At 51.8% G+C, this 19,872-nt stretch carries 17 protein-coding genes; 12 read left to right on the top strand and 5 right to left on the bottom strand.

Annotated features, from left to right (window positions below):
• Nucleotides 1–19 precede the first annotated feature (19 nt).
• The 5 genes from HT085_RS02305 to HT085_RS02285 all read left to right on the top strand — a co-directional run bounded on the left by HT085_RS02305 (nucleotide 20) and on the right by HT085_RS02285 (nucleotide 4,408).
• Nucleotides 20–226, top strand: coding sequence for a hypothetical protein (locus HT085_RS02305; protein ID WP_002213975.1), 207 nt, complete (start codon nucleotides 20–22; stop codon nucleotides 224–226).
• A complete protein-coding gene (locus HT085_RS02300; RefSeq protein ID WP_003690830.1) occupies nucleotides 223–585 on the top strand; it encodes a VanZ family protein in 363 nt (120 codons plus the stop codon). Before HT085_RS02305 ends, HT085_RS02300 begins: the two co-directional genes overlap by 4 nt.
• Before the next feature lie 228 nt (nucleotides 586–813).
• Entirely contained in the window at nucleotides 814–2,229 is a 1,416-nt protein-coding gene (locus HT085_RS02295; RefSeq protein ID WP_014580126.1) for an SLC13 family permease, read from the top strand.
• Between the two features lie 119 nt (nucleotides 2,230–2,348).
• Nucleotides 2,349–2,858, top strand: coding sequence for a peptidylprolyl isomerase (locus HT085_RS02290; protein ID WP_003687796.1), 510 nt, complete (start codon nucleotides 2,349–2,351; stop codon nucleotides 2,856–2,858).
• Nucleotides 2,859–3,025: 167 nt separating this feature from the next.
• Entirely contained in the window at nucleotides 3,026–4,408 is a 1,383-nt protein-coding gene (locus tag HT085_RS02285; RefSeq protein WP_003690828.1) for a phosphomannomutase/phosphoglucomutase, read from the top strand.
• A 55-nt stretch (nucleotides 4,409–4,463) separates the two neighbouring features.
• Here the strand turns inward: HT085_RS02285 and HT085_RS02280 are convergent, their stop codons facing one another.
• From HT085_RS02280 to HT085_RS02270, 3 genes are read right to left on the bottom strand one after another with little or no spacing between them, the layout of a single operon-like run.
• Nucleotides 4,464–5,219 (bottom strand): amino acid ABC transporter ATP-binding protein, encoded by a 756-nt coding sequence (locus HT085_RS02280; protein ID WP_003690827.1) that lies wholly within the window; start codon nucleotides 5,217–5,219, stop codon nucleotides 4,464–4,466.
• A 9-nt stretch (nucleotides 5,220–5,228) separates the two neighbouring features.
• Entirely contained in the window at nucleotides 5,229–5,945 is a 717-nt protein-coding gene (locus HT085_RS02275) for an amino acid ABC transporter permease (protein WP_003687787.1), read from the bottom strand.
• A complete protein-coding gene (locus HT085_RS02270; protein ID WP_003690826.1) occupies nucleotides 5,935–6,762 on the bottom strand; it encodes an amino acid ABC transporter substrate-binding protein in 828 nt (275 codons plus the stop codon). The genes HT085_RS02275 and HT085_RS02270 overlap by 11 nt, the downstream gene beginning before the upstream one ends.
• A gap of 284 nt (nucleotides 6,763–7,046) precedes the next feature.
• On the opposite strand from HT085_RS02270, the gene HT085_RS02265 reads away from it, so the two are divergent.
• The 4 genes from HT085_RS02265 to HT085_RS02250 all read left to right on the top strand — a co-directional run bounded on the left by HT085_RS02265 (nucleotide 7,047) and on the right by HT085_RS02250 (nucleotide 12,636).
• Nucleotides 7,047–7,955 carry a Dyp-type peroxidase gene (locus HT085_RS02265; protein ID WP_010357322.1) on the top strand — a complete coding sequence of 303 codons (909 nt, stop codon included), beginning with the start codon at nucleotides 7,047–7,049 and terminating at the stop codon, nucleotides 7,953–7,955.
• Between the two features lie 76 nt (nucleotides 7,956–8,031).
• Nucleotides 8,032–11,634, top strand: a complete 3,603-nt coding sequence (gene recB, locus HT085_RS02260) for an exodeoxyribonuclease V subunit beta (RefSeq protein WP_003690825.1) — start codon at nucleotides 8,032–8,034, stop codon at nucleotides 11,632–11,634.
• Between the two features lie 38 nt (nucleotides 11,635–11,672).
• Nucleotides 11,673–12,032 (top strand): rhodanese-like domain-containing protein, encoded by a 360-nt coding sequence (locus HT085_RS02255; protein WP_003687781.1) that lies wholly within the window; start codon nucleotides 11,673–11,675, stop codon nucleotides 12,030–12,032.
• Between the two features lie 124 nt (nucleotides 12,033–12,156).
• Nucleotides 12,157–12,636, top strand: a complete 480-nt coding sequence (locus HT085_RS02250; RefSeq protein WP_003687780.1) for a DUF302 domain-containing protein — start codon at nucleotides 12,157–12,159, stop codon at nucleotides 12,634–12,636.
• A 274-nt stretch (nucleotides 12,637–12,910) separates the two neighbouring features.
• Here the strand turns inward: HT085_RS02250 and radA are convergent, their stop codons facing one another.
• Complete coding sequence (gene radA / locus HT085_RS02245; protein WP_003690821.1) at nucleotides 12,911–14,290, bottom strand: DNA repair protein RadA; 1,380 nt, start codon at nucleotides 14,288–14,290, stop codon at nucleotides 12,911–12,913.
• Nucleotides 14,291–14,636: 346 nt separating this feature from the next.
• On the opposite strand from radA, the gene HT085_RS02240 reads away from it, so the two are divergent.
• From HT085_RS02240 to HT085_RS02230, 3 genes are read left to right on the top strand one after another with little or no spacing between them, the layout of a single operon-like run.
• Nucleotides 14,637–15,761 (top strand): DNA cytosine methyltransferase, encoded by a 1,125-nt coding sequence (locus HT085_RS02240; protein WP_003687777.1) that lies wholly within the window; start codon nucleotides 14,637–14,639, stop codon nucleotides 15,759–15,761.
• Nucleotides 15,758–16,795, top strand: coding sequence for a restriction endonuclease PLD domain-containing protein (locus tag HT085_RS02235; protein ID WP_003687776.1), 1,038 nt, complete (start codon nucleotides 15,758–15,760; stop codon nucleotides 16,793–16,795). Before HT085_RS02240 ends, HT085_RS02235 begins: the two co-directional genes overlap by 4 nt.
• A complete protein-coding gene (locus tag HT085_RS02230) occupies nucleotides 16,796–18,685 on the top strand; it encodes a Z1 domain-containing protein (protein ID WP_003687775.1) in 1,890 nt (629 codons plus the stop codon). It begins immediately after the preceding gene.
• Nucleotides 18,686–18,747: 62 nt separating this feature from the next.
• Here the strand turns inward: HT085_RS02230 and hemE are convergent, their stop codons facing one another.
• The gene (hemE, locus tag HT085_RS02225) at nucleotides 18,748–19,812 is read right to left on the bottom strand and encodes a uroporphyrinogen decarboxylase (RefSeq protein WP_003687774.1); all 1,065 of its coding nucleotides are present in this window, start codon (nucleotides 19,810–19,812) and stop codon (nucleotides 18,748–18,750) included.
• Nucleotides 19,813–19,872: the final 60 nt, after the last annotated feature.

The following is a 19,872-nucleotide window of genomic DNA, read 5'->3' as shown; positions in this document are numbered from 1 at the left end:
TTTCCGTATCCGAACAGTCATGACCGAACTCAAGCAGCTTATCCAAACCGAATCCATCCCCGTCATCGAAGAAACCCTCGATTTCCTGCTGTACGAATGCAGCATCGACGACGCACCGTCCGCCGAAGAAGTGGCACAATGGCGCGACATACTTGCCGCACGCGGCGGCAAATTCCTGCGCCTGTCCAAAATCTGCCAAACGTGGCTGGACGAGGAGGCGGCATGAAGCTGCCGCGCAACCGCTTCAGCCTGCTTTCCGCATTGTGGTTTGCCGGCGGCATCTATTCGCTGCTCTTCAAAGCTGCCGACACCGCGCCGCCGCCGTTTCCACATTTCGACAAAGCAGCACACCTTGCCCTGTTTTTCGCACAAATCTTGCTTCTGGCCAAAGCATTCAAAACCGGAAAACTTCCCATCCCCTACCGCAGCCTGATTGCGTTCGCCTTCTGTTTTGCCGTCGGCAGCGAATGCGCGCAGGCATGGTTTACTGCAACGCGAACCGGCAGTTTGGGCGATGTCCTTGCCGACCTGACGGGCGCAGCCCTTGCCCTCTTTGCCGCGCGTTCTGCCTGCCGCCCGGACTAAATCGGTTTATTTCTCCCAAACAGGATGAATCCCCCTGATGCATCCTGTTTTTCCCCTTACATATCAATCCCATCTCATAAACAAAACCGACAAATCGTTTACAATATATTTACACTACACCGAATTACAAATATACTCGAAGCGGTTGCAGAACCGACGGTTTCGCAAACCGTTTCGGATTGCACGACACAAAAGAAAAACCGATTTTGTTGCCTTAAAGGAGCATTCATGAACCTGCATGCAAAGGACAAAACCCAGCATCCCGAAAACGTCGAGCTGCTCAGTGCGCAGAAGCCGATTACCGACTTTAAGGGTTTGCTGACCACCATTATTTCCGCCGTCGTCTGTTTCGGCATTTACCACATCCTGCCTTACAGCCCCGATGCCAATAAAGGTATCGCGCTGCTGATTTTCGTTGCCGCACTTTGGTTTACCGAAGCCGTCCACATTACCATAACCGCACTGATGGTGCCGATTCTCGCCGTCGTACTCGGTTTCCCCGACATGGACATCAAAAAGGCGATGGCTGATTTTTCCAACCCGATTATCTACATTTTTTTCGGCGGCTTCGCGCTTGCCACCGCCCTGCATATGCAGCGGCTGGACCGTAAAATCGCCGTCAGCCTGTTGCGCCTGTCGCGCGGCAATATGAAAGTGGCGGTTTTGATGTTGTTCCTCGTTACTGCCTTTCTGTCCATGTGGATCAGCAACACCGCCACCGCCGCGATGATGCTGCCTCTAGCAATGGGTATGCTGAGCCACCTGGACCGGGAAAAAGAACACAAAACCTACGTCTTCCTCCTGCTCGGCATCGCCTATTGCGCCAGCATCGGCGGCTTGGGCACGCTCGTCGGCTCGCCGCCCAACCTGATTGCCGCCAAAGCCCTAAATCTGGACTTCGTCGGCTGGATGAAGCTCGGCCTGCCGATGATGCTGTTGATTCTGCCCTTGATGCTGCTCTCCCTGTACGTCATCCTCAAACCTAATTTGAACGAACGCGTGGAAATCAAAGCCGAATCCATCCCTTGGACGCTGCACCGCGTCATCGCGCTGTTGATTTTCCTTGCCACAGCCGCCGCGTGGATATTCGGCTTCAAAATCAAAACCGCCTTCGGCATTTCCAATCCCGACACCGTTATCGCCCTGAGTGCCGCCGTCGCCGTCGTCGTCTTCGGCGTGGCGCAATGGAAGGAAGTCGCCCGCAATACCGACTGGGGCGTGTTGATGCTCTTCGGCGGCGGCATCAGCCTGAGCACGCTGTTGAAAACATCCGGCGCGTCCGAAGCCTTGGGACAGCAGGTTGCCGCCACCTTTTCCGGCGCGCCCGCATTTTTGGTGATACTCATCGTCGCCGCCTTCATTATTTTTCTGACCGAGTTCACCAGCAACACCGCCTCCGCCGCCCTGCTTGTACCGATTTTCTCCGGCATCGCTATGCAGATGGGGCTGCCCGAACAAGTCTTGGTATTCGTCATCGGCATCGCCGCATCTTGCGCCTTCATGCTGCCGGTTGCCACGCCGCCTAACGCGATTGTGTTCGGCACGGGCTTAATCAAACAACGAGAAATGATGAATGTCGGCATACTGCTGAACATCCTATGCGTAGTATTGGTTGCTCTGTGGGCTTATGCTGTACTGATGTAAACCATCGACCTAAACAACAAGACCGTCTGAAAGAATATTTTTCAGACGACCTTGAAGTTTGTCGTTCAGACACAATTTGTCGAATAATTCAAAACCGGATTCTAACGAAAGGAAAACCCATGATTATCCTGCACACCAACAAAGGCGACATCAAAATCGAACTCGATTTCGACAAAGCCCCTGTTACCGCCAAAAACTTCGAGCAATACGTCAAAGACGGCTTCTACGACGGCGTAATCTTCCACCGCGTCATCAAAGGCTTCATGATTCAAGGCGGCGGCATGGATGAAAACATGAACGAAAAAGAAACCCGCGATCCGATTCAAAACGAAGCGTCCAACGGCCTGCCCAACGATAAATACACCATCGCCATGGCGCGCACTTCCGACCCCCATTCCGCCGGCGCGCAATTCTTCATCAACACTGCCGACAACGCTTTCCTAAACTTCCGTTCTAAAGAGCTGTACGGCAAAACCGTCGTCCAAGACTGGGGCTATGCCGTATTCGGTAAAGTCGTTGACGGTTTTGACGTTGTCGATGCCATCGAAAGCGTATCCACCAAACGCCACGGCTACCACGACGATGTGCCGACCGAACCTGTCATCATCATTAAAGCCGAAGCAGTATAAACCGGCAATCCGAAAGCAGCCTGCATAAAAGGCTGCTTTTATTTCAGACGGCATGTTATTTGATGTAACCGGGCTATGCCGTCTGAAAACCGGACGCAAGCCTTCAGACGGCATACCGCTATGTTAAAATACGCCCGTTTTTCCTAAACGGACACAAAGGAAACCTTATGGCAAGCATCACCCGCGACATCTTCAAAGCCTACGACATCCGTGGCATCGTCGGCAAAACCCTGACCGACGATGCCGCTTATTTCATCGGCAGGGCCATCGCCGCCAAAGCCGCCGAAAAAGGTATCGCCCGCATCGCGATCGGACGCGACGGACGCTTGAGCGGCCCCGAACTGATGGAGCACATCCAACGCGGCCTGACCGACAGCGGTATCGGCGTACTCAATGTCGGCATGGTTACCACTCCTATGCTCTACTTCGCAGCCGTCAACGAATGCGGCGGCAGCGGAGTGATGATTACCGGCAGCCACAATCCGCCCGATTACAACGGTTTCAAAATGATGCTCGGCGGCGACACGCTCGCAGGCGAAGCCATTCAAGAACTTTTAGCTATTGTTGAGAAAGACGGTTTTGTTGCCGCCGACAAACAAGGCAGCGTAACCGAAAAAGACATCTCCGGCGCATACCACGACCACATCGTCGGACACGTCAAACTCAAACGCCCGATAAACATCGCCATCGACGCGGGCAACGGCGTGGGCGGCGCGTTTGCCGGCAAACTCTACAAAGGTTTGGGCAACGAAGTGACCGAACTTTTCTGCGAAGTGGACGGCAATTTCCCTAATCACCACCCTGATCCTTCCAAACCGGAAAACCTGCAAGATTTGATTGCCGCGCTGAAAAACGGCGATGCCGAAATCGGCTTGGCGTTTGACGGCGATGCCGACCGCTTGGGCGTGGTTACCAAAGACGGCAACATTATTTATCCCGACCGCCAACTGATGCTGTTCGCCCAAGACGTTTTGAACCGCAATCCCGGCGCGAAAGTCATTTTCGATGTCAAATCCACACGCCTGCTTGCCCCGTGGATTAAAGAACACGGCGGAGAAGCCATAATGGAAAAAACCGGCCACAGCTTCATCAAATCCGCTATGAAAAAAACCGGTGCACTGGTTGCCGGCGAAATGAGCGGACACGTTTTCTTTAAAGAACGCTGGTTCGGCTTCGACGACGGCCTGTATGCCGGCGCACGCCTCTTGGAAATCCTGTCCGCCTCCGACAATCCGTCCGAAGTGTTGGACAACCTGCCGCAAAGCATTTCCACGCCCGAACTCAACATCTCCCTGCCCGAAGGCAGCAACGGGCATCAAGTTATCGAAGAACTCGCCGCCAAAGCCGAATTTGAAGGCGCAACCGAAATCATCACCATCGACGGCCTGCGCGTTGAATTTCCCGACGGCTTCGGTCTGATGCGTGCTTCCAATACCACGCCGATTTTGGTGTTGCGTTTTGAAGCGGATACGCAAGCAGCCATCGAGCGCATTCAAAACCGATTCAAAGCCGTCATCGAAAGCAATCCGCATTTAATCTGGCCTCTGTAAAAATAGAAAAAATGCCGTCTGAAACTTTCAGACGGCATTTTTCACAAGTAGCCAATCAAATCTTGGCAGATTGGATTTGGCTTAAAAATCTCCGCGTCCGTTCGTGTTTGAGGTGGTCGAACAACTCTTTCGGGCTGCCCTGCTCTACGATAACGCCGCCGTCCATCACGACGACGTTCGTGGCAACTTCCAGCGTGAACTTGATTTCGTGGGTAACGACGAGCATCGTCCAACCTTCCCGCGCCAATTCCTTCATGGCGTCCAACACGTCTTGCACCAACTCGGGGTCCAGCGCGGAAGTGGGTTCGTCAAACAGCATCAATTCAGGCTGAATCGCCAGTGCGCGGGCGATACCGACACGCTGCTGCTGACCGCCGGAAAGCTGGTAGGGATACAAATCCACTTTATCGCCCAAGCCGACTTTTTCCAGCAGTTTCAAAGCCTCTTCGCGCGCTTGGGCGGCAGGCTTGCCCTGTACGGCAACCGGCCCTTCCATCACGTTTTCCAACACGGTTTTATGCGGGAAGAGGTTGTATTGTTGGAATACCATTCCGGACTTGCGGCGCAGTGCCAAAATATCGTGTTTGCTTGTTTTTTTGGAAAAATCAATGCGTAACGGCCGCGCGTTGTCGAACTCGATTTGTCCGTCTTCGGGCATTTCCAACGCGTTTAGGCAGCGCAGAAATGTTGTTTTACCCGAGCCGGAAGGCCCGAGGATGACGACCACCTGCCCTTTGCCCACATCCAAATCGATGCCGCGCAAAATGGTGTTTTCGCCAAAGGTCTTATGGATATTGCGGATTTTAATCATGACAACTCCTTATTTGGCGACATAACGGTCGAAACGTTTTTCCAAACGCGCCTGAATCAAAAACAGCACTTTACAGAAACACCAATAAACCAATGCAGCTTCGATATAGACAGGCAAAAAGTCATAAGTGCGGTTTGCCGTTTCCTGTGCGACACGGAAAAGCTCCGTTACCGTTACCACGGCGGCAAGCGAGGTGTTTTTGAACAAGCCGATAAACTCGTTGCTCAACGGCGGAACGGCGACGCGGAATGCCTGCGGTGCGACGATGCGGCGGAACGTCTGCATATAGGTCATACCGATGGAGAAACCTGCTTCCCACTGCCCTTTCGGCACGGACAAAATCGCCGCGCGTATGGTTTCGGAAGCGTATGCGCCGACATTGAGCGAAAAGCCGATGATGGCGGCGGGAATCGGATTGATATAGATGCCGACGGACGGCAGCCCGTAAAACACAATCACAAGCTGAACCAACAGCGGCGTACCGCGAACGACGGAAATATAAAATTCCACCAGCTTCAACAAGCATTTTTGGAAAATACCGCCGGAAGGCATGATTCTTACCAAAGCAACGGCTACGGCAATAATCATGCCGATAACGAAAGAAGCGATCGCCAAAGGCAAAGACACTGTAAAGCCGGCTTTAACCATGGGCCAAAACGCGCTGATGAGCATATCAGCGCGTGTTTCCGTCATAAACGGCAGAGAGGCAAGGAAATTATTGAACACTGATGTCTTTTCCGAAGAATTGTTCGCCCAGTTTTTTCAACGTGCCGTCGGCTTTCAGCTCGTTGATTGCCGTGCTGAATTTCGCCACGGCCTCGTCATTGCCCTTGTTGACAATCAGACCGGAACCGACTTTTTCATCGGCAGGCGCGGACCACACGATTTTCACCCCCGCATTCGGGTTTTTCTTCAGATAGTCCAAAACCGCCAATTCATCGTTCAACGTCGCATCGGCGCGTTTTTGTTCAATCAGGGTCAGCGATTGCGCCAAACCGTCCACCGGCACGAGTTGCGCACCTGCGGCTTTGGCTTTTTCGCCGTAGTTGCTGGTCAGGGATTGCGCGGTTTTCACGCCTTTGATGTCGGCTATGGATTTAATGTTGCTGTCGTTACGCGCAACCAAAACCGCACCGCTCCAGCTGTAAGGTTCGGATTTGTCAAATGTCGCCTGGCGTTCGGGGCTGGTCAGGCCGACTTGGTTTGCCACCACGTCGAAACGTCCGGCTTTCAAACCCGCCATCATCGAATCCCATTGCGTTTCTTTAAACTCGACTTTTACGCCCAGTTTTTCCGCCACGGCGCGGGTTACTTCCACGTCGTAACCGGTCAGTTTGCCGTCTTTGTCGTGGTAGGTAAACGGTGCGTAAGTGCCTTCCGTGCCGACGGTAACCGTGCCTTTATTGTTGATGCGCTCGATTAAAGAACCGGAAATTGCCGATTGTGCAGGCGCGGAAGATGCTCCGCTGCCGCCTTCCGAACCGCCGCAGGCCGCCAAAACCAATGCGGCAATGCCGCCGAGTACGAATTTTTTCAACATCATTCCCTCCTGTAAAAAGTGTGCAAGTGCGGCATTCTAAGTGAAATTGCGGCAAACACAAAGAATACTTTTTTTATATGGTTATTCCAAATCGGAATGGGAAAGATATGCCGAAGCCGCCGGAAGCGGAAATAAAGGGGGCGGGAAAGGCGGCGGGCGGCACGAAACCGAAAAGCGGCATCAGGTATGCAAACGGCGGATTCACGCACGCCGTTCCGGCAAAAATCCGCCTGCCGATTCGGTGCTATAATCCACCCGAAACAGATGACACCAAAAAGGAACATCTCATGAACACGCCCCAATCCGCCATCATTCCCGACCACGCCCAAGCCGGCATCTTTATCGAAGCCGACTTCGCCGCCAACCGCCTCAACGATATTAAAGCCGCCTGCCGCGCTTCGCTCGACGCGTTATCCGCCTTGAAAGCCCGCTTTCCGGACGATATTTTGGGTCTGACCATCGCCTTCGGCAGCAAAGCTTGGGCAACATTCGGACACACGGACGAAGGCAGTGAAATCAAACCCTTCCCCGAAATGGGCAACGGGCTTGCGCCGTCCACGCAGCACGATATGTCCATCCACATCCAATCCTTCCGCCAAAACGCAGCCTACGCGCTTGCCCAATCCGTTTTGGGCGCGTTCGGCGACAGCATATGCGTCGCGTCCGAAGAACACGGTTTGCGCCTGTATCAGGATCGCGGGCTGGACGGTTTCGTCGACGGCACGGAAAACCCGCAAGGCGATGAAACAATCCGCGAAGTCGCCATCATCCCCGAAGGGCTGCCCGATGCAGGCGGCAGCTATGTCCTGCTGCAAAAATACCTGCACGATTTGAAAAAATGGGATGCCGTCCCCGTCGCCGAACAGGAGGCCTCGGTCGGACGCAGCAAGGAAACCGACGACGAATTCAGCCGCGATGTCCGCCTGCCCGATTCGCACCTCGGCCGCGTCAACCTGAAAGAAAACGGAGTCGGCCTGAAAATCGTCCGCCGCAGCCTGCCCTTCGGCAAAATCAGCGGCGAACACGGTTTGATGTTTACCGCATACTGCCGCACGCTGCATAATATCGAAGCGCAATTATTGAGTATGTTCGGCGACACGGACGGCAAAACCGACCTGCTGCTCCGACACCTCTCCGCCGCCGTTTCGGGCGGATACTACTACGCGCCGTCTGTCGAACGCCTGCAAAACCTCTAAGCCGGACGATGCCGTCTGAAACCCTTTTTCAGACGGCATTTTCCCGTTTTACCGTCCAACCGTTTTCATACACGCTATGTCCGCACCCATCCGAGCATTCGACCCGCTGACCGCCCCCATTTCCGGCACCAACCTGATTGAGGCCTCTGCCGGCACCGGCAAAACCTACGGCATTGCCGCCCTGTTTACGCGCCTGATCGTATTGGAACAAAAAAGCGTCGAGCGCGTATTGGTCGTTACCTTCACCAAAGCCGCCACTGCCGAGCTGAAAACACGCCTGCGCGCGCGTTTGGACGATGTGTTGCAGGTTTTGGAAAGCAAAGAAATTGCCGAACTTGGAGACGACACGCTTTCAGACGGCATTGCCGCCTACTGCGCCGAACACCACGAAGGCGACACCTTCCTGCCCGCACTCTTGGAACAGGCTTTGCAAAAAGAAAGCCGGACGCGTCTGATTGTCCGCCTCAAGGCCGCCATCGGGCAATTCGACAACGCCGCCATCTACACCATCCACGGCTTCTGCCAGCGCATCCTGCGCGACTACGCCTTCCTGTGCCAAGCACCGTTCGATGTCGAACTGACCGAAGAAGACGGCGACCGCCTGCTTGTCCCGGCTCAAGATTTTTGGCGGGAACGCGTCAGCGGCGACCCGGTGCTTGCCGCATTGGCGTTTAAACGCAAAGCTGTGCCGCAAACCGTCCTTGCCCAAATCCGCGCCTACCTGTCCCGCCCGTACCTGAATTTCCGCCGTCCGCAGGCGGATTTGAAACAGGCGCAGCGCGACGCCGAAACCTCATGGCAAACCGTCTGCCGCCTGCTGCCCGAGCTGGAAGCCGGCTTTTGGCGCATCCATCCCGACCTCAACGGCAACAGTTACCGCAAAAACAGCTTCGGCAACCTTTTTAAAGAACTGGCACAAAAATCCGCCGCCGGACAACTGCCCTTTCTGGACAAAGACACGCACGAACGGCTCTTGAAACTCTCATCCGACAAACTCGAAGCCGGACTGAAAAAAGGCAAAACGCCCGATGCGGCAGTATTTGCCGAATTGCAGAAACTGGCAGACTTCGGGCGCGATTTGAACGCACTCGAAGAAGCGGAAGAAGCAACAATGATCCGGCTGCAACTGGATTTAATCGAATATCTCAACAGCAGCCTTGCCGAAATGAAAAAATCGCGCCGCGAACGCGGTTTCGACGACCTGCTGCTCGATGTCCACACCGCGCTGACCGACAATCCGCACGCCGAAACCCCCGCCCGCGCCGTTGCCGAAAACTGGGAAATCGCGCTGATCGACGAGTTCCAAGACACCGACCCGCTGCAATACGAAATCTTCCAAAAGATTTTCATCGCCCGAAACCGCCCGCTGTTCCTCGTCGGCGACCCCAAACAGGCGATTTACAGCTTTCGCGGTGCGGACATTTACGCCTACCTTCAGGCGGCGGAAGACGCGCGGCACCGCTACACGCTCGCCACCAACTACCGCAGCCACGCCGCGCTTATCGGCAGCATCGGCGCGCTGTTCCGCCTCAAAGAACGCCCGTTCGTTTTGGAAAACATCGGCTATTCGGAAGTCGGTGCGGCGCGTGCCGAAAGCAGGTTGTCGCCCAAACGTCCTGCCGTACAGCTCCGTTGGCTGCACGAGAACGACAATGAAAAAGCCAACAAAGACGTTTTGCGCCGCCGTGCCGCCGACTATTGCGCCGACGAAATCGCCCGCGCGCTCAACGAAGCCTCCGGAGGCCGTCTGAATTTCAAAGGCCGCCCGTTGCAGTCGGGCGATATTGCCGTTCTGGTACGCACGCACAACGAGGCGGTGATGATTTCCGCCGCACTGAAAAAACGGCAGGTGCAAAGCGTCCTGCTTTCGCGCGAATCCGTGTTCGCCTCGCCCGAAGCCGCCGCCCTGTCCGCGCTCATCGGCTTCTGGCTCGAACCGCGCCGCGCCGGAACGCTGCGCTTTGTCCTGACAAGCGGCATATTCGGTTATGACGCGCAGCAATTGCACGACTTCAACCAAAACGAAAGCGAGATTTTGCATTGGGCGGAATCTGCCCGAACCGCGCTCGACATATGGCAAAAATACGGCATTTTCGCCGCTATGCAGCAGTTTTCCCAAACACACGGCATCGAAACGCGCCTCTTAAGCCGGAACAACGGGCGCAGCCTGACCAATTATTTCCAACTGCTCGAACTGCTTGCCGCCGAAGACGCGCAAAACCGCAACCCCGCCGCACTGCACAAATGGCTGCGCGATCAAATCAGCCTGGCCGGCAACAACGGCGGCGACAACCGCGCCATCCGTTTGGAAAGCGACGAAGATTTGGTCAAAATCGTTACCATGCACGCCTCGAAAGGTTTGCAGTATCCGCTGGTGTACTGCCCGTTTGCGTGGGACGCGCAAGATACCGGACCGTCCGACTGGCAAATCCTCCACCAAGGCGCAAACCGGGCCGAACTTTTGGCAAAGGCGCAACTGTCGGAAAGCGAACAGAAGCAATACGCCGACGAAGAAATGGCGGAACGCCTGCGCCTGCTTTATGTCGCGCTGACGCGTGCCGAGGAACAGCTCAACATCTACGCCGCCTATTCTTCCGATACCGCCGACAACCCCCTTGCCTACCTGATCGAAGGCTTGCCGCAAGACAGCCGCGAAACCGTCCGCCGTACCTATGCGTGTGAAAAAGACGGCATAACGATGCTCAAACGCAACTGGCGGCGCGTGGCGGACAATGCCCCGGCCGGCACGGATTTCGCCTTCACAGAAGATGCGCCGCCCCCTGCCGCCTATCGCGGCAACGCCGATCAAGCCGCCGAATTTGCCGCAAACAGCATTCCCGAACGCGGATTCCGATTTGTCCGCCACACCAGCTTCACCGCCTTAAGCCGCCAAACCCAAACGCCCGACGGCGGCGAAGAAGATGCCTGCCCGTCCTTGGATGCCGCCGAAACCTCGGTGCCGGCGATGCCGTCTGAAACGCCGACGGCTTCAGACGGCATATCGATACACGACTTTCCGAAAGGCACGCAGGCGGGGCTGTGCCTGCACGAAATTCTTGAAGATTTCAAATTCGGACAAGCAGCCGCCGAACAGGAAACCCTCATTGCCGACAAGCTGAAAAAATACGGTTTTGAAGAAATATGGCTGCCCGCCGTTGCCGAAATGGCGGAAGCCTGCCGCAAAACGCCGCTGACTGGGGCATACGGCCTGTCCGACATCCCGCCCGGGTGCCGCCGTCCCGAAATGGGCTTTACCCTCCACACCGAAGACTTCGGCCTCAAACGGCTGCGCGACTGGCTTGCCCGCGACGACATCAGGCTGCCCGAAGTCTGCCGTGCCGCCGCCGAGACGCTCGACTTCCACACCGTCAACGGCTTTTTAAACGGCTTTATCGATATGGTCTGCCAAGACCCCGACGGCAATATCTGCATCATCGACTACAAATCCAACCACCTATCCGCCTACACGCGGCAGGCGATGGACGAAGCCGTCGCGCACCAGCACTATTACCTTCAGGCACTGATTTACGCCGTTGCCGCCGCGCGCTACTTCAAACTGCGCGGACAACCGCCCGCCGCCGTTTCCGTCCGCTACCTGTTTTTGCGCGGATTGGATGGCAAAGGCGGCGGCGTTTGGCGTTGGGACATAGATGCCGCCGCTTTGGAACAGATAAAATAACTTCCCGTCCCTTAAGACGACAACCGCAGGAGAACCCTATGAATATCAAACAATTGATTACCGCCGCACTCATTGCCTCAGCCGCCTTTGCCACGCAGGCAGCCCCGCAAAAACCCGTATCCGCCGCCCAAACCGCGCAACATTCAGCCGTTTGGATCGATGTCCGTTCCGAACAGGAATTTAGCGAAGGTCATTTGCACAACGCGGTCAACATCCCCGTCGACCAAATCGTCCGCCGCATATACGAAGCCGCGCCCGACAAAGACACGCCGGTCAACCTCTACTGCCGCAGCGGACGGCGTGCCGAAGCCGCCCTTCAAGAGCTGAAAAAAGCAGGTTATACAAATGTTGCCAATCACGGCGGTTATGAAGACCTGCTCAAAAAAGGGATGAAATGACGCAATGCCGTCTGAAAGGACAGGCTTTCAGACGGCATACGGCGTTCCGGCACGCGGCACGGCATCAGGCGCGGCGCGTGCCGCCCCGTCCGAAGCCCGATAAACAAACCGATAAGGAAATACGATGAAACACATACTCCCCCTGATCGCCGCATCCGCACTCTGCATTTCAACCGCTTCGGCACACCCTGCCGACAAACCGCCCACCCAAAACGAAACCGCTATGACCACGCACACCCTCACCTCGAAATACAGTTTTGACGAAACCGTCAGCCGCCTTGAAACCGCCATAAAAAGCAAAGGGATGGACATTTTTGCCGTCATCGACCATCAGGAAGCGGCACGCCGAAACGGCCTGACCATGCAGCCGGCAAAAGTCATCGTCTTCGGCACGCCCAAGGCCGGTACGCCGCTGATGGTCAAAGACCCCGCCTTCGCCCTGCAACTGCCCCTGCGCGTCCTCGTTACCGAAACGGACGGCAAAGTACGCACCGCCTATACCGATACGCGCGCCCTCATCGTCGGCAGCCGCATCAGTTTCGACGAAGTGGCAAACACTTTGGCAAACGCCGAAAAACTGATACAAAAAACCGTAGGCGAATAAGCCCGTCGCCGACATATGGCGGATGGAAATCAAATGCACACGCCCCTCATTCCCCCGAAGTCGGGAATCCAAGCGGTTGGGTTACCGTGATTTCCAATCATTGCCGAAACGGACGATTCCGGATTCCCGCCTTCGCAGGGATGACGGGCGTATGCGTTTTGCCATATCACAGGCAACTTTGCCGCAAATCTTATCTGTCGCCGGTATGCCTTCTTGTTTCAATCCGCCACAAACCAAATGCCGTCTGAAACCTGATTTCAGACGGCATTTCCGTTTATTCCCTGCTGTCGCGGCAAATATCGATGGCTTCCTGCAAACTTGAAACGCCGTGGATTTTCAGGTTCGGAAACTCTTTGGCATTGCGCGGCATATTGGCTTTGGGGACGATGGCGCGTTTGAAGCCGAGCTTTTCCGCTTCTTTGAGCCGCTCTTGTCCGCGTGCGACGGGGCGGACTTCGCCGCTTAGGCCGATTTCACCGAAGACCACGGTTTTTTCAGGCATAGGGCGGTTGCGGAAGCTGGAAAGCATCGCGAGGATGACCGCCAAATCCGCCGCCGGTTCGCCGATTTTCACGCCGCCGACGGCGTTTAAAAAAACATCCTGATCGAAACAGGCGATGCCGCCGTGCCGGTTTAACACGGCAAGCAGCATCGCAAGGCGGTTTTGTTCCAATCCGACGCTGAGGCGTTTGGGTGTGAAGCCGTGCGCGTCATCGACCAATGCCTGAATTTCGACCAAAAGCGGGCGGCTGCCTTCCTGTGTAACCAAAACGCACGAACCGGGCGTGTCGTCGCGGTAGCTGGCGAGGAAGATGGCGGACGGGTTGGATACGCCTTTCAAACCGTTTTCGGTCATCGCGAACACGCCCAATTCGTTTGCCGCGCCGAAACGGTTTTTGATGGCGCGTATCATGCGGTAGTTGGAATGTTGGTCGCCCTCGAAATACAGCACGGTATCGACCATATGTTCCAGCACGCGCGGGCCGGCAATCGCTCCGTCTTTGGTAACGTGTCCGACCAGTATCATGGCGATACCCATTTGTTTCGCCATACGCGTCAGTTGGGCGGCACATTCGCGCACCTGCGACACGGAACCGGGGGCGGACGTGATTTGGTCGGAATACATGGTTTGGATGGAATCGATAACGACGACTTCGGGCTGATGCTGTTTCAAGGCCGCCTGAATCGCTTCCATGCGGATTTCGGCAAGCAGGTTTACGCCTTCGGCGTGCAGTTCCAAACGTTGCGAGCGCAGGGCGACCTGTTGGGCGGATTCTTCGCCGGAAACGTACAGCACTTTGCGGCTTTGCGCCATTTTGGCGATGGTTTGCAACAACAGCGTGGATTTGCCGATGCCGGGATCGCCGCCGAGCAGGATGACCGCGCCATCGACCAAACCGCCGCCCAATACGCGGTCGAGTTCGCCCATACCGGTCGGATTGCGCGGCACTTCGGCAGCGGTAACGGCGGAGAGGGATTGGACGGTCGAAGCGTCCGCCGCCCAAGATTGGAATCGGGCGTTTTTCGGCTCGGGCGCGGCAAAGCTTTCCTGAAGCGTGTTCCACTCGCCGCAATGCGGACATTTGCCCTGCCATTTCGGGGAAGTGCCGCCGCATTCGGTGCATTGGTAAAGGGTTTTAAGCGTTTTTGCCATGATGTTTTCCCTATGGGATTTTTGAAGTGTAAAAAAATCGTCTGAAACTTCTTTTCTAAAAAATTTTTTATTATTAGTTTGTTAATTTTGATTACAAGACCATATCACGATACAAACAAGGGTGGCTTTCTGTTATTTTGCGGCATAATGACGGAAAATACAAAACAGGAATCCCAAACAATGACTTTCCCATTAAATATAATGGTAGAATTGCGTTGCGTTGCGTTGCGTTGCGTTGCGTTGCGTTGCGTTGCGTTGCGTTGCGTTGCGTTGCGTTCAGAGCATAGTTCACCTTTAAAATCCATACAAGGATTTTTATCAAATTTATGCATAGGAGTGAAATCCTATGCTATCTAAACAAATCTCAAATCTTAATTCTTCTAGTAACAAACCAAAAATCCTATCTCTATTTTCAGGATGTGGCGGTTTGGATTTGGGCTTTCATCAAGCTGGTTGTGAAACTGTTTGGGCGAACGATTTCTCCCATTGGGCTTGCGAAAGTTTCCGTAAAAATATCGGCGATGTCATCGTAGAAGGTGATATTGAACAAATTAATCCGAATGATCCAACTATTCCCGATTGCGACATCATTTTAGGCGGATTCCCTTGTCAAGATTTTTCCATGATTTGGAAACAGCCGGGCTTAGAGGGTGAGCGCGGCAATCTTTATAAAAGCTTTTTACGTTTTGTAAATGCAAAAAAACCGAAAGTTTTTGTTGCTGAGAATGTGAAAGGTTTATTGACTGCCAACAAGAAAAAAGCCATCCAGCAAATTATTACCGACTTTGAAAATTGCGGTTATTACGTTCAGGCGAAGCTGTATAACTTTGCAGAATTTGGCGTACCTCAATTTCGTGAACGTGTGCTGATTGTCGGAGTACGTTTGGATACAGGATTTGATTTTCGCCATCCGGAACCGACGCACAATGAAACTGGCGAAAACGGCTTAAAACCATATGTAACAGCAGGTCAGGCCATATCCAATATTCCACAAAATGCCAGTAATAATGAATTACTGAAAATCAGCGATAAAACACGCCGTATGTTGGAATTAATTCCTGAAGGTGGAAATTTTACCGATATTCCTAAAGATCATCCTTTATATGTGAAAGGTATGATTAGCCACGTTTATCGTCGTATGCATCGGAACGAGCCATCAAAAACAATTATTGCAGCAGGTGGCGGTGGTACTTGGGGCTATCACTTCCCTGAACCGCGTGCTTTTACTAATAGAGAACGAGCAAGGCTTCAAAGTTTTCCTGATGATTTTGAGTTTGTCGGATCAACAACTGAAGTACGTCGCCAGATTGGTAATGCTGTTCCTCCTCAGGGCGTGGTTGAACTGGCAAAAAGCATTTTACCGATTTTTTCAGACAACTATGAGAAAGTAGATTTGCATGAGAAATTAGTCGAAGAAAAAGAAATTTTATTCCATGACCGACTAAGCAAAATTCGAGGGGGAAAACAATGAATACAGTTTTTTCCAATATCGCCAATGCCAAAATCACTGAAAAATCTCTTAATGCGGTTTGGATGGATTTATTTAAATCAGCGGATGAAGTGTTGATGGCGACAGGTTATGTATCTAATGACGCAGTGGTTGAGTTACATAAAATTTTGGAGCTAAACGATCATATTCAAAAAATAGATTTATTGGTCGGAATGCATTATTTGGAAGGTTTTAGCCATTTACAATATGACAGCTTATGTAAACTAAATGATTTTTTGCGACATGAGAAAAGAGGAGCCGTCTATGTTTCCCCCTTTGTGAAATTTCACGGCAAAATGTATTCCTTTAAAAATTATCAAAAAATCAATGGATTAATTGGTTCTGCTAACTTAACGTGTTTTTGGGATAGCACGGAACGTACTTATGAAACTATGTTGCATTTGAACGGTAAGCCTGCACAGATTTTGCAGGCAGATATTCAAAGTACTATTCATAAGCTAGGCAAAAATATCCAAGAAGTTGAAAGACCAAGTAAATTTATTGAACATAATAGCCATTTAGAAAATTGTTTGGGTGTTCAGAAAATTGCACCAGAACAGATTCGGCAATTATTTGCCCAAACGTCAGAATATCATTTCTCAATTCCAGCTAAAACCGAAGAAAAAAGTAATTTGAATGTATTTTTTGGAGAAGGTCGACGAGATAAACGAGGGTTTGTCAAACCACGACCTTGGTATGAAGTAGAGTTGATTGTATCCAAAGACATCACTTCACAAGAAGGGTATCCGGTTCTGAAGTCTTTTACAGTTATTACCGATGATGGTTGGCAATTTCAATGCAAGACATCGGGGGATTACTCCAAAAACTTCCGCTCAGAAAATGATTTAAAGACACTTGGTAAATGGATTAAAGGTCGTTTGGAAAGTCATGGCTGCCTGCAAAATAACGAGAAGATTACGCATGAAACCCTACGCGAATACGGTAACGATCATTTTGAGTTACGTTCAACCGATAATCCTGATGTTTGGCTGCTCTCATTTAAGGGGAAAAACTAAATGTTGCGAACCTACTTGAACCAATTGACCCCTCCCGAATTAGCTGATTCTGTTAAAAATACCGTTGATGGTTTTATGGAAAAATTGTCACAAACCGAGCCGAAAATCGCCCAAAATGTTTTATTGCTGGGCAATGTTCAAAGTGGCAAAACGGCACAGGTTTTGGGTGTATTAAGTGCGCTGGCTGATGATGGCGACCACAAAGTTTTTTTGTATCTTACTACTGACAGCGTAGATTTACAGGATCAAACAGTCAAACGAGCCAAAGCCAATCTGAAAAACTTTATCGTATTGTCTGAAGCTGACGACCGAAGTTTTATGGAAGTAATGAAGGCAGAGAACCCCATCTTGGTCGTGATTAAAAAGAATGCCCGTGTATTGAAACGTTGGCGTAATTTGTTTGCCAGTCAAAGTAGCCTGAAAGGCTATCCTTTGGTTATTGTGGACGATGAAGCCGATGCTGCCAGCCTAAATACTAATTCTGATAAGCCGGCTAAAGATGCCAGTACTATCAATAAACTGCTAAACGACATCAAAAATTCCTGTTGTCAAAGCCTGTTTATCCAGTTGACTGCCACGCCTCAATCGCTTTTATTACAACATGAAGAATCTGATTGGCAACCTGAATTTATCCACTTCTTTGAAGCAGGCGAAAAATACATCGGCGGCAACTTTGTCTTTTCTGATCCACCAAGCTATATAGTTCGTTTTATTGATAGCGAATTGGATGATATGAAAGACGAAAGTGGTGAAATTGCCGAAGGAGCAAAACAGGCATTGCTTAGTTTTCTAATAACCTGTGCAGAATTCGCGCTATGTGATAAGGCTAACTGTAATTTTGCACTACATCCAAGCTATAAAATTCAAGATCATCAAGCCTTTTCAAAGAAGATCCAAGCCTTTTTAAATGACTTAGTGCAAGCAGTCAATAATGGGGAAGACCTTGCAGGTAGCTTTAAAGAAAGTTATTTGGATTTGCAAAAGACCAAGCCCGATATTCATCACTTTGATGAAATATACGAAAAATTGACAGCACTTTTAGAGAATAAACAAATCTCTACTCTTGTCGTTAACTCGCAGACAGAAACAGATTTTGACTTAGAAAAAGGTTTCAACATCATTATTGGTGGTAATGTGATTGGTCGTGGCTTGACTATTCCGAAACTACAAACGGTTTATTATAGTCGCACTGCCAAAAAACCGAATGCAGATACTTTCTGGCAACATTCGCGTATTTTTGGATATGACCGCGATAAATCATTATTACGGCTTTATATTCCGTTCGATGTCTATTACTTCTTTGTACAACTCAATCAAGCAAATAATCTGATTATTGGGCAGGCAAAAAATTCAGGCGGCAATATTCAGGTTATTTATCCGAAAAATATCAATCCAACTCGAAAAAATGTATTGAAATTCGATAGTATCAATCAAATTGTGGGTGGTGTGAATTATTTTCCACTCCACCCAAACGAAGATAATTTATCGGAGATTAACAAAATTTTGCCTTCTATTTTGAAAGATGAAATTCAATCTGATTTATATCAAATAGATATAGAAGATTTATTCTTGGTTCTAGATAAATTGGGTCGTTATGTTCCAGATGACTGGAATAAGGAAAAATTTATTGCTGGTGTAGAAGCATTAAAAGCACAACGTCCAAGTTTTAAAACCTATGTTTTGATCAAAACCGGACGTAAACTTTCTCGAGCAACCGGCACAATGCTTTCGGAAGACGACCGTAAATTAGGAGAAAAATATCCCAATGATTTATTCCTTACGCTTTATCAAGTAGTAGGAAATAAAGACAAAGGTTGGCAGGGAAAAGATTTTTGGTTACCCAATATCAAGCTACCACACAATGGCTTGGTGTACCAAAGTGCAAAATGAAGCATATGCCGTCTGAAAACTTCCGATTCTTCAGACGGCATATCGGGCGGTTTCCTGCCGGCTTACCCGCCGTGATACTGCCGCGACAGCTCGTGTACGGTGTCGACTAAGATTTTGGCGTGTTCGGGGTCGGCGTGTTGGTTGATGCCGTGTCCGAGGTTGAAGACATGGCCGCTGCCGTGTCCGTAGCCGGTCAGGATACGTGCGACCTCGGTGCGGATGGATTCGGGCGTACCGAAGAGGGCGGACGGGTCGAAGTTGCCTTGCAGGGCGACTTGGTTGCCGACGCGGCGGCGTGCTTCGCCGATGTTGCACGTCCAGTCCAAGCCCAATGCGTCTGCGCCGATTTGGGCCATGCTTTCCAGCCACAGCCCGCCGCCTTTGGCAAACACGATAACAGGCACGCGGCGACCTTCGCTTTCACGTTTGAGTCCGGCAACGATTTGGCGGATGTATTTGAGGCTGAACTCTTTAAACGCCGCGTCGCTCAACACGCCGCCCCAAGTGTCGAAAATCTGCACCGCCTGCGCGCCCGCGTCGATTTGGGCGTTGAGGTAGGCGGTAACGGCTTGGGCGTTGGTATCGAGGATTTTGTACAGCAAATCGGGGCGCGAGTACATCATGGTTTTGATGGTGCGGAATTCTTTGCTGCCGCCGCCTTCGACCATATAACAGGCGAGCGTGAACGGGCTGCCGGAGAAGCCGATAAGCGGTACGCGGCCGTCCAATGCTTTACGGATGGAAGTTACCGCGTCGAAAACGTATTGCAGTTTTTCCATGTCGGGAACGTGCAGCTTGGCGATGTCGGATTCGTGTTGCAAGGCGCGTTTGAATTTCGGGCCTTCGCCTTCGGCAAAATACAGCCCCAAGCCCATTGCATCGGGAACGGTCAAGATGTCGGAAAACAAAATCGCCGCGTCCAAATCGAAGCGTTCCAAAGGCTGGATGGTGACTTCGGTCGCCAATCCGGTGTTTTTGCACAAATCGAGGAAGCTGCCCGCTTTCGCGCGTGTGGCTTTGTATTCGGGCAGATAACGCCCCGCCTGGCGCATCATCCAAATCGGTGTGTATTCGACGGGCTGTTTGAGCAGGGCGCGGAGGAAGGTATCGTTTTTTAAAAGAGTCATACGGGTTTTCTGTCAGTCTGTTTGTCAAGTGAAATGGTTTTCAGACGGCATTTCAACGAT

Source organism: Neisseria gonorrhoeae, from assembly GCF_013030075.1.
Classification (GTDB): domain Bacteria; phylum Pseudomonadota; class Gammaproteobacteria; order Burkholderiales; family Neisseriaceae; genus Neisseria; species Neisseria gonorrhoeae.
The sequence above is the reverse complement of the archived record's forward strand: the minus strand, read 5'-3'. Positions and strand labels throughout refer to the sequence as shown.

Bases quoted from the DNA above. Each gene is read 5' to 3' on its own strand.
- HT085_RS02305 (WP_002213975.1), top strand. From the start codon at position 20: ATGACCGAACTCAAGCAGCTTATCCAAACCGAATCCATCCCCGTCATC.
- HT085_RS02300 (WP_003690830.1), top strand. From the start codon at position 223: ATGAAGCTGCCGCGCAACCGCTTCAGCCTGCTTTCCGCATTGTGGTTT.
- HT085_RS02295 (WP_014580126.1), top strand. From the start codon at position 814: ATGAACCTGCATGCAAAGGACAAAACCCAGCATCCCGAAAACGTCGAG.
- HT085_RS02290 (WP_003687796.1), top strand. From the start codon at position 2,349: ATGATTATCCTGCACACCAACAAAGGCGACATCAAAATCGAACTCGAT.
- HT085_RS02285 (WP_003690828.1), top strand. From the start codon at position 3,026: ATGGCAAGCATCACCCGCGACATCTTCAAAGCCTACGACATCCGTGGC.
- HT085_RS02280 (WP_003690827.1), bottom strand. From the start codon at position 5,219: ATGATTAAAATCCGCAATATCCATAAGACCTTTGGCGAAAACACCATT.
- HT085_RS02270 (WP_003690826.1), bottom strand. From the start codon at position 6,762: ATGATGTTGAAAAAATTCGTACTCGGCGGCATTGCCGCATTGGTTTTG.
- HT085_RS02265 (WP_010357322.1), top strand. From the start codon at position 7,047: ATGAACACGCCCCAATCCGCCATCATTCCCGACCACGCCCAAGCCGGC.
- recB (WP_003690825.1), top strand. From the start codon at position 8,032: ATGTCCGCACCCATCCGAGCATTCGACCCGCTGACCGCCCCCATTTCC.
- HT085_RS02255 (WP_003687781.1), top strand. From the start codon at position 11,673: ATGAATATCAAACAATTGATTACCGCCGCACTCATTGCCTCAGCCGCC.
- HT085_RS02250 (WP_003687780.1), top strand. From the start codon at position 12,157: ATGAAACACATACTCCCCCTGATCGCCGCATCCGCACTCTGCATTTCA.
- radA (WP_003690821.1), bottom strand. From the start codon at position 14,290: ATGGCAAAAACGCTTAAAACCCTTTACCAATGCACCGAATGCGGCGGC.
- HT085_RS02240 (WP_003687777.1), top strand. From the start codon at position 14,637: ATGCTATCTAAACAAATCTCAAATCTTAATTCTTCTAGTAACAAACCA.
- HT085_RS02235 (WP_003687776.1), top strand. From the start codon at position 15,758: ATGAATACAGTTTTTTCCAATATCGCCAATGCCAAAATCACTGAAAAA.
- HT085_RS02230 (WP_003687775.1), top strand. From the start codon at position 16,796: ATGTTGCGAACCTACTTGAACCAATTGACCCCTCCCGAATTAGCTGAT.
- hemE (WP_003687774.1), bottom strand. From the start codon at position 19,812: ATGACTCTTTTAAAAAACGATACCTTCCTCCGCGCCCTGCTCAAACAG.